We start from the raw sequence: 13,618 nt of genomic DNA, 5'->3' as shown, positions 1-13,618 counted from the left end.
GTTCGATCACCGAGGGTAGAGGCGCGGTGGAATCCTCGGCTGGCCGCAGTCGGGTCGTCGGTGTCGTTTCATCTCAGCGCGCAGGCGAGGCTGAGTAGGGCTTGGTGGATGTCGGCGCGGCGTTCGTAGCGGATGCGCAGACGCTTGAACGCGTGGAGCAAGCGCGAAGCTGCGTTCGATCGGCCAGCGTACGACGCCGAGGCCGGTGCCGCGGCGGGCGATGACCGGGACGATTCCGCGATCACGCAGTTGTCGGCGGTATTTGTCGTGGTCGTAGCCGCGGTCGGCGTAGAGGTAGCGGGGTCGCCGCCAAGGCCGTCCGCGACGTCCGCGCAGGACCGGTAGCGCGTCCAGTAGCGGGATCAGTTGTGTGACGTCGTGACGGTTTCCGCCGGTCAGGGTGACCGTGAGGGGTGTTCCGGTGGCGTCGGTGATCAGGTGGTGCTTGGAGCCGGGTTTCGCGCGGTCGACCGGGCTGGGACCGACATGGTCCCCCCTTTCAGAGCCCGTAGATGCGAGGCATCGACCAATGCGATGGACAGGTCCAGCTTCCCCGCCGAGCGCAGTTCGACCAGTACCTGTTCGTGTAGCTGCTGCCACACCCCGGCTTCCTGCCATTCGGCCAATCGCCGCCAGCACGTCGCACCCGAGGCTCCGAACAACGCGGTCGGCAACTGGTTCCAACCGATACCGGTTCGGGCCACGAACAAGATCCCCTCCAACGCCGCACGGTCACTACTCCGACGCCGACCCGGATGACGGAAACGCCGCTGCGGCACCGGAATCAACGGCTCCAACCGCGCCCACAACGCATCGGTCACCACCTCGTCTGCCGCCCCAGAAGTGTCGAATACGTTGCACCACAGATCAAACCGACACACCGACTCATTCTGAACTGATCTGTAAACAGCAGAGCCACGCTGTCGATGCCCGCCCCGCGCTGCCGCAGCGCGCTGATGGCCAACTCCACATGCGCAGAGCGCACCAGCGCGGCGCGAACCTCAGCCTCCCAGCTGGCCGGCGGTTCGATGCTTGCCCTCATGTCTACCATCGCATCACACGAGGATCCGCCACCCGGCCGAGCACGTCGGAGCTGCTCGGCAGCGGCCGGGCACGATCTGCGGCGGGACGGTCAGCTCTCGACCGGCAGCCCGGCGTCGGTCCAGTCCTGGATGCCGTCGCGGTACGTGCGCACATTGGTGTAGCCGAGGACCTCCAGCTTGGTGGCCACCTGCTGACTGTTGGGGCAAGATGCGTTTGAGCAGTAGGTCACTACCGCGGCGGACTTGTCCGGAAGAAGCTGCGGTGCTGCGGTTTCCACGTCGGCTTCGACCAGGTTCAACGCGCCGGGCAGGTGTGCCTTGGCGTAATACTCGGCGCCGAGCGCGTCGATCACGGTCACCGATCCGGCTTCGATCTCCTTGGCGAGCTCGCCGCGGGTGATCAGTGTGGTCATGACGTAATGCCTTTCTCGAACACGAAGTTATGTGCGTGTGCACGCTACTATATATGTGCGCGTGCACGCAACCGGTTATGATCGTGTTGTGCCGACGTCCGTGAACCGAACTCGCCCAGCGGTCGCCGCCTGGGCGGCGCTGCTGCAGGTACACGCCACGCTGGTGCCCGAACTCGACGCCGCCCTTCGCCGCGCCACCGGGCTGCCGCTGAGCTGGTACGACGTACTGCTGGAACTGGATGCACCCCAACGCCTTCGGATGAGCGACCTGGGCGAGCGGGTGGTGCTGAGCCGCACCCGGGTGAGCCGGCTGGTCACCGAATTGGAGGCCCAGGGCCTGGTGCGCCGGGAATCCAACCCGGACGACGGACGCTCGGCCTTCGTGAGCATCACCGTTACCGGCAGGCAGCGGCTGCGCGAAGCCGCTCCGCACTACCTGGCCGGTATCGAAGAACGCTTCGCCGCGGTGTGCACCGACGACCTGAACGCGCTGGCTGCGACACTGCACAAGGTGCTGGGCCTGGCCGACCTGCCCGATCCGGCCGCGCGCGGCTGAGCTGCCGCGCCCTCAACCGGTCGCAGATTGCCACATACCAGACCTCGCTTTCGGAGTCGCGGCCCACAATGCGACGCGGCGCTGTGGCACGCCGCCGCCCACGGAGCCGATACCCGAAGTGGCGCGCACACCGTCCCGGATCTCCGTGCTGGCCTGCGAATACACCGGCCGATATTCGCGGAGTTCGGCGTGCACGGTTCACCGTTCCCGCACGATGAGAGGGTGACCGAGAACCAGAGGCCGTTGGCCTGCCTTGCCGAGACCTCGCGGACCGGCTGGGTGTGGGATCGAGTCGTCCCGACCCGTCGCCGCGAATCAGCAGGCCGAAACCGGACAAACCGCATGCAAACAGACTGCGGATTCTTGACGAAACATCGTGACCGGAGGCTTACTTAATATGTGATGCCAGTCACAGCAAGATCTATATCTGTTGTAAGGCAACCCTTTTCATTCTATCGACTTGGAGTCGAACCATGGCAGCCGTTCTCACCACCCTCACCCCCTCTTCCGGCCCTGCGACGACTTTCACCTCTGTGGTGATCACCGGCTCCGGGTTCGACAATGTCGGTCCTTTGACCGTGCGGTTCGGCACTGCGGCGACTACCTTCACCATCGACTCCGACACCCAGATCACGGCCATCTCCCCGACGGGGACAGGCACGGTGGACGTCACCGTCACCGTGGAGTTGGACGGCACCAGCAACGCGCTGCCCTTCACCTACGTCTGACCGCGCGGGTGTGGCTCGGGCCGTCGATGGGCATTTGCCTGCCGACGGCTCCACCGGCCGGTACTCACCGCCAACCAGGTACTGATCTGGAACGTGCTGCGGCTCGCCGGGGTAGCGCATTCGGTGGGCTCCTACGGGAGGTTGTTCGGCTCATCGATGGTGAAGACAACGGCGTAGCGAACCGCAGGCTCGGCCTTACTCGGTCGGGCCTGCGGTGCAGCGCCACCTACCGGGTAGTTCGAGTGTGGTCTCGGCGGGCAGGGTGGCGTGTTCGCGCGCCAGGGTTGAAGTTGCGTCTGCCCGGCACATAGGCGCGAGAGCCGAATTCGAGGCCGAAGAACCGCCCGAACTCGACCGCCAGCATCCGCGCCGTCTGACCGGCGACGGCTACGTCCTGTCCTGGCGGGGGGTCACACCGACAGAGGGCGAGGTCGCCGAATACCTGATCAGTGCTGCTGCCGACGGTGAATGGACTCAAACCTTGAACCCCGGTGACGTGCGAGTCGAGAAAGCCTGCCACTGCACCCTCGTCGACGTTCGGGGTGTCGCGTTCCAACTACGCCCCGAACCCATGCTGCAACCCGACGTCCTCACAGCCATGAGCCACTACTAGCGCACCGGCGAACTGGCCAGCCGACGCTGAAAGTCGCGGTCGACGAGAAGTATTGCCCCGACGCCACTCGGTGAGGCGAGATCGCCGCCACTTACCGCTGTGAGTGACCAGCTGCGGGCGTCCTGCTCATTTCGCGTTCGAGTTCGGCGCGGATCTCGGCGATGTAGTCCTCGGGATCGGAACGGATACGAGTGATCACCCGCTCCAGCGGTCGAGCCTCCGGTTCGTGTTCCATGCTCCACAGAGCCATCTCGAACAGCACCGGCAGCGCGTCCACGGCTCGACTGGTCGGGACGTAGTGGACCTGGTTGCGTTCCCCGCGGCTCACCCGCGCTACGAGGTTCGCGGCTTCGAGGCGCTTGAGCCGGTCCAGGAGCACGCTGGTCGAGATCTGTTCGGCCGAATCGAGGAATTCCACCGGGCGCCGTTTGCCGACCAGCAGCATGTCGCGCAGCACCAGCAAGGTCCACGGATCCCCGAACACCTCGAGGAACATGTTCATCGGGCACGTCGACTTTCCCACCGCGCGTTTCATGCCCCCAGGATACCTTATACATTTGTATTATCGAAATGTTGATGTATGGTCGGTCGGCCACTGTTCGAACGCACTGTTCGAACACGCGAAGCGGCGTCTCCTCAGCACTCGAACCCCAGGGATCCTCATGCAGCAGAACGTGATCGACACCGTCTCGGCGATGACCGCCGCGCTCGAACGTGGTGACATCGATACCGTCATGTCCTTCTACGTCGACGACGCGGTCGTCGCCTTCCAACCCGGTGCGCCGGTACGCGGCCAAGAGCAACTGCGGGCCGGGTTCGCGGCCTTCGCCGCGGTGCAACCCGATTTCCGTTACGACCACGGACACGAGGTCATGATCACCGGCGAGACCGCCGTGCACATCGCTCCGTGGACGATGAGCGGCACCGCCCCCGACGGCACCCCGATCACCCAGAGCGGACTGTCAGTGGCAACCCTGCGCCACCAGATCGACGACAGCTGGAAGATCGTGCTCGACAACCCCTTCGGGGCTCGGCTCATCCCTGACCAGGACCAGGCCTGATCGGATTTCGGCATCCCGCCCACTCCCGGCCTGAACCCGCTGGAAACCATTGCGTTCGAGGGATTCCATCCATCAGCAACGCGAGTCCGAATCACCTGAGGGCACAGCCCTCACAAGGAGAGATGTAGGGCTGCGCCTCGTCAGGGTGGTGAAACGGCGGCCGTCGAGAACGTCAGGTCCCGGCGGCCCCGCTTCGAGCCAGGGACCGGTGTGTATGGGATCTCCGCGGTTCGCCCTCACTACCGAACGCATCCTGCCCACCACCCACCCGATCGCGAACACGCATGCTGCCAACGGATCTGCCCCCACTACAGTGAAACCACCGCGAACGCCCGTCCAACGGCCGAGCTCACGCTGAGGAGGACGACTCGCCCGCAGGCCACACCGCCGATCGACCGCGCGTGCGCAGAAATCCTGTCAGGATGTTCCGGCCACGATCGGCCTCCGGCGACGACCGACCTGCACGCAAGCGAATCCTATCGAGCAGGTGAGCAACCGGTGATTCGCAGTCACGAATTTATGCCAGGTCCGATATCGAACCGTATCGACAACCTCGCGCACTCGGCATGCTGCGAGACAAACCTGTGCCGCGCAACCCTCGAAAGCGTCCATCTCCCCCGGGTCACCGCCTGCCGTTTCGGAACCTACGCAAGGCCTAAGCTTGAGATTTAAGGTTGTGGCCCCGGCGTAGCCGGGGCCACACGGGTTTTGCCGACCTCTGGATGTGGCGCGATGTGCCGGTTCTTGCTGCCTTTCGGGCGGCCGGGGCCGGGGCGTGAGGGTTTCGGCGCGCTGGCCGGATTGGGGGTTTTCCGGCGGAGGTGGCGAAACCCGCGACGGACGCGGGCGGGGGTGAGCCGGTGCGGGTCGGTGACGGGTTTCTCCCAGGGGCGGCGCAGGTCGGTGGTGAGGCCGCGTGCGAGCCGCAGCTGGGTGTGGGCGGTGAGGATCAGCCAGGTCCAGCGGTCGCCCTGGGCGGCGGTACGGACCCGGGGCCGGGTCCAGCCGAGGGTTTGTTTCAGGAACCGGAAGGTGTGCTCGATGTCGAAGCGGCGCAGGAACGCCTGCCAGTAGCGGTCCACGTCCGCTGCGGCGCTTTCGGCACGGGATGTCCACAGCCACACCGGTTTCGGGTTTCGGTCGCCGGGTAGCCGATCCACGGTCAACCGGATCAGGGCGCCCTCGATGATCGGTGGCGGACCGTCGAGGTCGGCCCAGGGGCCGCGGTGGGTGAGCCGGGGATGCAACCGGTGCCAGGCAGTGGTGCGGGCGGTGCCGTAGCGAAGGGTGTCGGTGCTGGTCGTGACCGCGGGCTCGGGATGGGTCGCCGGGTCGGCGAGGGTGAACACCGGGCCGTGGCGCGGCGGGCGGCCCGTGCGGGCCCGCGCGGCGGCGGGGAAGCAGAACACCCGATCCGACCGCACCCTACCTACCAGCTCAACCGGCAGATCCGCCAACAGCCACGCCAAGCGGCAGATATCGTAGCCGGCGTCGAACACGATCACGATGTCGCGATCCCCGGGCCGATGATGCCCGGCCGCGCGCAGCCGGGCAACCACGTCGCGGACCTGGGCGGCGGTCACCGCGGTGAGGTCCTCGTCACGGCCGATACGCTGCGCGTCCAGCAGCGCGCACCAACTCGACGCCCCGGACTCGAGCGCGGCGACGAACGAGTACGGCCAGCCCGGGATCAGCTGCGCGTTGCCCTTGCCGCGCCCATAGGTATGACAGAAACAACGGTCGGCACTGGTCATAGCGTCGGGCCGCAGCCACGGTGACACATCCACCGCCAGCCTGATCCGGCCGCCGCGCTCACACGGGACCGGCAATCCGGTCACCGCCCGCCGCAGCCTGGTGACATCGAGCCGGCCCGCCGCCAGCGCGTCGTACATACCGCCATGACCACGGCGATGCTCGGCCACCAGAGACAACCCGACCAGCGTGGTCACCGGCCCGTCCGCGCACAACACCGCCTCACACAGCTCGAACAACGCATCCGCTCGCGCGCTCGCACACCGGTACAACTCCTGCCGAAACGCCGACAACTCCCCGGCCGCACCCTCGCGACCAGGATCGTGCACACTGTTCATCGAAGCCCTTGGTTCATGAGATTCGTTCTGTAGCAAGATGAATCATCAACCAAGGGCTTCACCCATGATCAACCGGGGCGACCTACCCCAGCTCAGAGGTTAAATCTCAAGCTAAGACGCCACCGCATAGCTTGCTCCGATGTGCTACAGCTCCATCAGCACAATAAGTTGGGAAAACCTATCAGGCGACTGAGCGGGGATGCTCGGATGATTCTCGGCTGCCCGCCAAAATGCCATATGCCCAGGTCACGGCATGTTCGCTGCCGACCGGGGGTCGGAGGACCGACTCCTCGGCTGACGTGCGAAACACGCGACCGAAAATACCTGGTCAGACGAAGAATTTCAGAGAACTCCGCATCCTCGTGACTTGGTGTGGCCATCACATCGGGCGCGCGACATCAGTCATGTCATCAAAATCGGACAGAATTTCGCCTGAATACGGGCCTGAAATGTGCTCTGATCAGCATTTATAAGAAAAAACTATTGTGGGCCTAGGAGGACTTGAACCTCCGACCTCTTCGTTATCAGCGAAGCGCTCTAACCGCCTGAGCTATAGGCCCGTATCTCATCGCCGGTTCACACAACAGACTCTCGCGGACCGACCGGACATACAATACCCAACCCTCCTCTACTAACCAAAACGGCAGGTAGAGACGTTGCCCCGGCTGCGTCGCGATGGAGAAACGCCGCACCGAGCGGGCGGAGCGTCACCATTGAATGCCGCGCGTCCGGCAAACAATGCGTGGAGGAGGTGGCCGAAACTGCTCGGAAACCGCCGTCTCGCCGACTATTTCGAGGTCGCGCTCGTCACCGTTCAGAAGGCCGTTCATCTGCTTCAGGATCAGGGGTGGGTGGTGGCGACTCCGGCGGTGGGCGTATTCGTCGCCGACAGACAGCCGGAGAAGGTCGCTGGGACGACGATCGAGGGAATCCGCGAGGAACTCCGACTGCTCCAGGCCAGAACGGCTGATCTGTCGGCACGGCTGGAACGGCTCGAAGCCGATCGGTCCCATTGACGGCCGACAACGACGAAGGCCGGCACCCGCCTCGTGGGCGAGTACCGGCCGTGCGTTCGCTTCCGGACTAGTCCGGATCGGCGAGGGTCACCTGGATGCCCCCGACGAGGTCACAGCACTGGTTGTAGATGAAGGTGCCGACGGTGCCGAGCGCGGTGAACAGCACCACGTTGATCAGGCCGACGACGCCCGCGTAACCGAAGACGGTGCCCGCGTCGATCAGGCCCGCCGAACCGCTGTCCTGCGACACCATGTCGGTGAAGGTGTTGTTCAGCCGCTCCCACACGCCCATACCCTCGAGCACGATGTAGAGCAGGCCGACCGCGAGCATCCACACGAAGAACAGCGCGACGCTGATCACCAGGGAGATCTTCAGTGTCGACCAGGGGTCGATACGCCGGATCTGCACGGTGGCCCGCAGCGGTTCGCCCGCAGCGGCCGCGGCGACCGCGACCGGAGCCGCGGGCGAGTACATCGGCGGCTGGTACATCGGCGGCTGTCCGCCGCTCTCACCGGGCGGCAGTGGATGCCGGATCTCGGACAGATCCGGCATGTCCTTGATGAGTTCCGGCCGCGCGATACTGCGGGTCGGGCCATCGATGCCGACGGATTTCACCATCGCGGCCTCTTTGCGAGCCGCCTTGGCAGCGAGGTCCGCGGTGGTGCGGGCGTTGGTGGCGCCGCCGTTGAGACCACCACCGTTGAGGCCACCGCCCCCGCCCGCGCCGCTCGGCCGACCGGTGACCGGCGCCTGACCGGGCCTGTACAGGTTGGACTGCGGCTCCCGCTGCGGCAGCTGCGACCAGCCGTCCTGGAACGGTGACTGACCGCCCTGCTGCGGAGGCTCCCCACCGCCGTCCGACGGTTTCGGAGGCTGCCCGCCGCCCTGATTGTTCATCCGGACCGTGGCCTGGTCGAACCCGTCCTTGCCGGACTGGTTCGACGGCGGCTCCTGGTTTTCGTGCGGCTGGCCACCTTGGGGTGCGGCGTTGTTCGGCGCCTGTCCGGGTTGCCCCGCACCCTGCTGCCCGTTCTCGGCCGAGGAGACCGGCCGAGTGTTCGGCCGCGGCGGAATCGGGGACGGTGTGATCCGTTCGGTCACACCGTTCGTGTGCTGCCGCTCGTCATTCGGCTGATTCGGAGTGGTCAATGGGAATCCTTAGATCCGTTCTTTGCCGCCGCTGTGGATTTACTGGTCTGGAGATCCGGTGCTGTCGTCACCGGCGAGGTCGGGTTCATCGGCGTTGCGCGCGATTGCAAGCAAGGTATCGCCATCTGCGAGGTTCATCAATCGCACGCCCTTGGTTTGGCGTCCAGCTTTACGAACCTGCCTTGCCGCTGTACGGATGACGCCACCGACCGAAGTGATCGCGTAGAGCTCATCGTCATCGTCGACGATGAGCGCACCGACCAGGGTGCCACGCTTGGCGTCGAACTGGATAGTCAGCACGCCTTTACCGCCGCGTCCCTGTGCGGTGTACTCCTCGATCGCTGTCCGCTTGGAGTAACCACCCGAGGTGGCGACCAGCAGATACGTATCGGGGCGAACAACATTGAGCGACAACAGTTCGTCGTCGGCGTTGAACCGCATACCCTGCACACCCGAGGTGGCGCGTCCCATGGGACGCAACGCCTCGTCGGTGGCCGAGAAACGGATCGACTGCCCCTGCGCGGAGACCAGGAGCAGGTCGTCCTCGGCCGAACAGAGCACGGCTCCGACCAGTTCGTCCTCGTCGCGCAGGTTGACCGCCACGATGCCGCCGCTGCGATTGGAGTCGAAATCCGACAGTTTGGATTTCTTCACGAGGCCATTCTTGGTGGCGAGCACGAGATACGGGGCATCTTCGTAAGACTTGATGCGAATGATCTGCGCGATCCGCTCGTCGGGCTGGAAAGCGAGCAGATTCGCCACGTGCTGACCGCGCGCCGTGCGGTTGGCTTCGGGCAGCTCGTAGGCCTTGGCGCGGTAGACGCGGCCCTTGTTGGTGAAGAAGAGCAGCCAGTCGTGTGTCGAGCTGATGAAGAAGTGCTTGACGATGTCGTCCTGCTTGAGACCAGCGCCCTGCACGCCCTTGCCGCCGCGTTTCTGCGAACGGTAGAGGTCGGTCTTGGTGCGTTTGGCGTAACCGGTCTCGGTGATCGTGACGACCACGTCCTCGCGGGCGATCAGATCCTCGTCGGCGACGTCACCGTCGGCGGCGATGATGCGAGTACGTCGTTCGTCGCCGTACTTCTCCACGATTTCGGCGAGTTCGTCGCGGACGATGGCGCGCTGACGCTCCGGCTTCTCGAGAATGTCCTTCAGATCGGCGATCTCGGCTTCGATCCTGGACAGTTCCTCGGTGATCTTCTGCCGCTCCAACGCCGAGAGGCGCCGCAGCTGCATATCGAGGATGGCCGTGGCCTGGATCTCGTCGATCTCGAGCATCTGCATCAGGCCGGTGCGCGCGGTGTCGGTGTTGGCCGAACGCCGGATGAGCGCGATGACCTCGTCGAGCGCGTCGAGCGCCTTGACCAGGCCGCGCAGGATGTGGGCCCGTTCCTCGGCCTTGCGCAGCAGGTAGCGGGTACGCCGGATGATGACGTCCAACTGGTGGTCGACGTAGTACCGGATCATCTGGTCCAGGCGCAGTGTGCGCGGCACCCCGTCGACGATCGAGAGCATGTTCGCGCCGAAGCTGGTCTGCAACTGGGTGTGCTTGTAGAGGTTGTTCAGCACCACCTTGGCCACGGCGTCACGTTTGACGGTGACCACGATCCGCATCCCGGCGCGATCGGAGGACTCGTCGTGGATATCGGAGATACCCGCGATCTTGCCGTCCTTGACCTGCTCGGCGATCGAGTTGATGAAATTGTCGGTGTTGACCTGGTAGGGCAGTTCGGTGATGACGATGGTGGTGCGGTTGCGGGCGTCCTCTTCGATCTCGACGACACCGCGCATACGGATCGACCCGCGACCGGTGGCGTAGGCGTCGTGGATGCCCTGACCGCCGACGATCAGACCGTAGGTCGGGAAGTCCGGACCCTTGACCCGTTCCATGCACGCCGCGAGGGTGGCTTCCTCGTCGGCGTCGTGATTCTCCAGCGCCCAGTAGATCGCCTCGGCGAGTTCGTTCAGGTTGTGCGGCGGGATATTGGTCGCCATACCGACCGCGATGCCGTTGGAACCGTTCATCAACAGGTTCGGCACCCGGCTGGGGAGAACCGTCGGTTCCTGGGAGCGACCGTCGTAGTTGGGGATGAAATCGACCGTCTCGTGGTCGATCTCGCGCAGCAGCTCCATCGCGAGCGGGGTCAGCCTGCACTCGGTGTAGCGCATGGCGGCGGCGCCGTCGTTACCGCGCGAACCGAAGTTGCCCTGACCGTCGACCAGCGGGTAGCGCAGCGACCACGGCTGGGCCATGCGGACCAGGGTGTCGTAGATCGATGCGTCGCCGTGCGGGTGGTAGTTACCCATGGTCTCGGCGACCGGGCGGGCGGATTTCACGTAGCCGCGGTCGGGCCGGTAGCCGTTGTCGTACATCGCGTAGAGCACGCGGCGATGCACCGGCTTGAGTCCGTCGCGGACATTGGGCAGCGCACGCCCGACGATCACGCTCATCGCGTAATCGATGTAGCTGTTCTGCATTTCGTTCTGGATGTCGACCGGCTCGATCCGGTCGCCTGCACCGCCGCTCGGGGGCAGCGTGGTCTCAGTCATGCGGACTCCTTAGATGGCCTGGCGTGAAAGGTTGATCGCAGCGGAATTCACACCGGCTATACGTCGAGGAAGCGAACATCCTTGGCATTGCGGGTGATGAAGCTGCGACGTGCCTCCACGTCCTCGCCCATCAGAATGGAGAACAGCTCGTCGGCCGCGGCCGCGTCGTCCAACGTCACCTGACGAAGTACCCGCACCGCCGGATCCATGGTGGTCTCCCACAGCTCCTTGGCGTTCATCTCACCGAGACCTTTGTAGCGCTGGACGCCGTCGTCCTTGTTGATCCGCTTGCCCGCGGCCTGGCCCGCTTCGAGCAGACCGTCGCGCTCACGGTCGGAGTAGGCGAACTCCGGCTCGGAACGCTGCCACTTGAGCTTGTACAGCGGCGGTTGCGCCAGGTAGACGTGCCCGTGCTCGACCAGCGGCCGCATGAAACGGAACAGCAGCGTCAGCAGCAAGGTCGAGATGTGCTGGCCGTCCACGTCGGCGTCGGCCATCAGCACGATCTTGTGATAGCGCAGTTTGGCGATATCGAACTCGTCGTGGATACCGGTGCCGAACGCGGTGATGATCGACTGGACTTCGTTGTTCTTGAGGACCCGGTCGATACGCGCCTTCTCGACATTGATGATCTTGCCGCGCAGCGGGAGGATCGCCTGGTACATCGAATCGCGCCCGGATTTGGCCGAGCCGCCTGCGGAGTCGCCCTCGACGATGTAGATCTCGGATTTGCTCGGATCCTTGGAGCGGCAGTCTGCGAGCTTGCCCGGCAGACCACCGAGATCGGTGGCGGATTTGCGGCGCACCAGCTCGCGAGCCTTACGGGCCGCCATCCGCGCCTGCGCCGAGGACACCGCCTTGTTCACGATGGTCTTCGCGTCGGCCGGATTGGCCTCGAACCAGTGGGTGAGGTGTTCGTTGCAGGTCTTCTGCACGAACGACTTCACCTCCGTGTTGCCCAGTTTGGTCTTGGTCTGGCCCTCGAACTGCGGCTCGCCGACCTTGACGCTCACGATGGCGGCCAGACCCTCGCGGATATCGTCGCCGGTGAGGTTGCCATCCTTGTCCTTGAGCAGCTTCTTGTCCTTGGCGTACTTGTTGACCACCGTGGTGAGCGCCGCGCGGAACCCCTCTTCGTGGGTACCGCCCTCGTGGGTGTTGATGGTGTTGGCGAAGGTGTGCACCGACTCCGAGTAGCCGGAGTTCCACTGCATCGCGACCTCGAGCTCGTGCCCGGTGCCCTTACCGGTGAAACCGACGACCGAGTTGTGGATCGCCTGCTTGGTCCGGTTGATGTGGCGCACGAAATCCTCGAGCCCACCCGGGTAGTGGTAGGTGCGGGTCTTCACCTTGTGCACGACGACGTCCGCGGCCGCGACTTCCTCGGCATGCGATTTGGGCGCGTCCGCGGTCTCGCTGACGACCTCTTCGGTGATGTCGGTGTCGGTGACCCGCTCGTCGGTAAAGGTGATGGTGAGGCCCTTGTTCAGGAACGCCATCTCCTGCAAACGCCGAGACACGGTTTCGAAGTTGTAGGTCGTGGTCTCGAAGATGTCCGGATCCGCCCAGAACCTGGTGGTGTTACCGGTTCTCGTGGTCGGCTCACCCCTGACCAGTTTTCCGGGTTTGGCGCCCTTGTAGGTCTGACTCCAGTGAAACCCGTCGCGGTCGATCTCGAGTTCGACTTGGCTGGACAACGCGTTGACGACCGAGATACCCACACCGTGCAGACCGCCCGACACCGCGTACGAGTCGGAGTCGAATTTGCCGCCCGCGTGGAGTTGGGTCATGACGACTTCGACGGTCGGGATACCCGACGCGTGCATCTCCACCGGGATCCCGCGACCGTCGTCACGCACTTCGACTCCGCCGTCGGCGAGCAGGGTGACATTCACCTGACTCGCGTATCCGGCCATCGCCTCATCGACCGAGTTGTCGACGACTTCCCAGATCAGATGGTGCAGGCCTCGCTCGCCGGTGGAGCCGATGTACATACCGGGGCGCTTACGAACCGCCTCGAGCCCTTCCAGGACCGTGATCGAGGAGGCGCCGTAATCCTGCTTAGCCGATGTCGCTTTGGTCGAGCCCGATTCGTTGGAGTCCATGGCAGCCACTGGTCGGTAGCTCTCCTTACTTGCTGATCCCCGGCGCGGCGATCGTCACAGCACAGGTATGGCCAGGAAGTACGGGTGCCACACGTGCGCTGAGCGGAACGCGCCGAAATTCGCCGCTAGTTACTCCACCATCCTACTGGTAAGCCCGCGCCACAACGCACCTACGACACCCCTGACGGCTCCGTGGCTGCGAGAAAACGACCGGCGACGAGTCCGGTCAGCCGAATCGCGGTTTGATCAACGTCTCCGACCGTTCAGGCCGCACTAGTCCGAGCCGCGGATGA

At 64.7% G+C, this 13,618-nt stretch carries 11 protein-coding genes, 1 tRNA gene and 1 pseudogene; 5 read left to right on the top strand and 8 right to left on the bottom strand.

Going from position 1 to position 13,618, the window contains the following annotated elements:
- Positions 1-68: 68 nt before the first annotated feature.
- Positions 69-866 (bottom strand): annotated as a pseudogene (locus tag OG225_RS34350) (IS5 family transposase).
- Positions 867-1,132: 266 nt separating this feature from the next.
- Positions 1,133-1,456, bottom strand: coding sequence for a rhodanese-like domain-containing protein (locus OG225_RS34345; RefSeq protein ID WP_405178943.1), 324 nt, complete (start codon positions 1,454-1,456; stop codon positions 1,133-1,135).
- 88 nt (positions 1,457-1,544) lie between these two features.
- Between OG225_RS34345 and OG225_RS34340 the strand changes: the two genes are divergently transcribed.
- The 3 genes from OG225_RS34340 to OG225_RS34330 all read left to right on the top strand — a co-directional run bounded on the left by OG225_RS34340 (position 1,545) and on the right by OG225_RS34330 (position 3,353).
- A complete protein-coding gene (locus OG225_RS34340; protein ID WP_405178942.1) occupies positions 1,545-2,012 on the top strand; it encodes a MarR family winged helix-turn-helix transcriptional regulator in 468 nt (155 codons plus the stop codon).
- Positions 2,013-2,485: 473 nt separating this feature from the next.
- The gene (locus tag OG225_RS34335; protein WP_405178941.1) at positions 2,486-2,740 is read left to right on the top strand and encodes an IPT/TIG domain-containing protein; all 255 of its coding nucleotides are present in this window, start codon (positions 2,486-2,488) and stop codon (positions 2,738-2,740) included.
- A gap of 244 nt (positions 2,741-2,984) precedes the next feature.
- The gene (locus OG225_RS34330; RefSeq protein ID WP_405178940.1) at positions 2,985-3,353 is read left to right on the top strand and encodes a hypothetical protein; all 369 of its coding nucleotides are present in this window, start codon (positions 2,985-2,987) and stop codon (positions 3,351-3,353) included.
- Positions 3,354-3,444: 91 nt separating this feature from the next.
- On the opposite strand, the gene OG225_RS34325 is transcribed toward OG225_RS34330, so the two are convergent.
- A complete protein-coding gene (locus OG225_RS34325; protein ID WP_405178939.1) occupies positions 3,445-3,888 on the bottom strand; it encodes a winged helix-turn-helix transcriptional regulator in 444 nt (147 codons plus the stop codon).
- Positions 3,889-4,015: 127 nt separating this feature from the next.
- Here OG225_RS34325 and OG225_RS34320 point away from each other — a divergent pair, with 127 nt between their 5' ends.
- Positions 4,016-4,414, top strand: coding sequence for a YybH family protein (locus OG225_RS34320; RefSeq protein WP_405178938.1), 399 nt, complete (start codon positions 4,016-4,018; stop codon positions 4,412-4,414).
- Between the two features lie 668 nt (positions 4,415-5,082).
- Here the strand turns inward: OG225_RS34320 and OG225_RS34315 are convergent.
- Positions 5,083-6,504, bottom strand: a complete 1,422-nt coding sequence (locus OG225_RS34315) for an NF041680 family putative transposase (RefSeq protein ID WP_331758060.1) — start codon at positions 6,502-6,504, stop codon at positions 5,083-5,085.
- 486 nt (positions 6,505-6,990) lie between these two features.
- Positions 6,991-7,064, bottom strand: a tRNA-Ile gene (locus OG225_RS34310).
- 153 nt (positions 7,065-7,217) lie between these two features.
- Here OG225_RS34310 and OG225_RS34305 point away from each other — a divergent pair.
- On the top strand, positions 7,218-7,520 hold the full coding sequence (locus OG225_RS34305; protein WP_405178937.1) for a hypothetical protein: 303 nt from the start codon (positions 7,218-7,220) through the stop codon (positions 7,518-7,520).
- Positions 7,521-7,587: 67 nt separating this feature from the next.
- Here the strand turns inward: OG225_RS34305 and OG225_RS34300 are convergent, their stop codons facing one another.
- From OG225_RS34300 to gyrB, 3 genes are read right to left on the bottom strand one after another with little or no spacing between them, the layout of a single operon-like run.
- Entirely contained in the window at positions 7,588-8,670 is a 1,083-nt protein-coding gene (locus tag OG225_RS34300) for a DUF3566 domain-containing protein (RefSeq protein WP_405178936.1), read from the bottom strand.
- A gap of 39 nt (positions 8,671-8,709) precedes the next feature.
- Positions 8,710-11,220, bottom strand: a complete 2,511-nt coding sequence (gene gyrA / locus OG225_RS34295; RefSeq protein WP_405178935.1) for a DNA gyrase subunit A — start codon at positions 11,218-11,220, stop codon at positions 8,710-8,712.
- A 56-nt stretch (positions 11,221-11,276) separates the two neighbouring features.
- Positions 11,277-13,325, bottom strand: coding sequence for a DNA topoisomerase (ATP-hydrolyzing) subunit B (gene gyrB / locus OG225_RS34290; RefSeq protein WP_405183465.1), 2,049 nt, complete (start codon positions 13,323-13,325; stop codon positions 11,277-11,279).
- Between the last annotated feature and the right edge of the window lie 293 nt (positions 13,326-13,618).

The organism is Nocardia sp. NBC_01377 (assembly GCF_045040005.1).
GTDB classification, from domain to species: domain Bacteria; phylum Actinomycetota; class Actinomycetes; order Mycobacteriales; family Mycobacteriaceae; genus Nocardia; species Nocardia noduli.
Note: the sequence above shows the minus strand (reverse complement) of the source record. Positions and strands in the feature narration are given on the sequence as shown.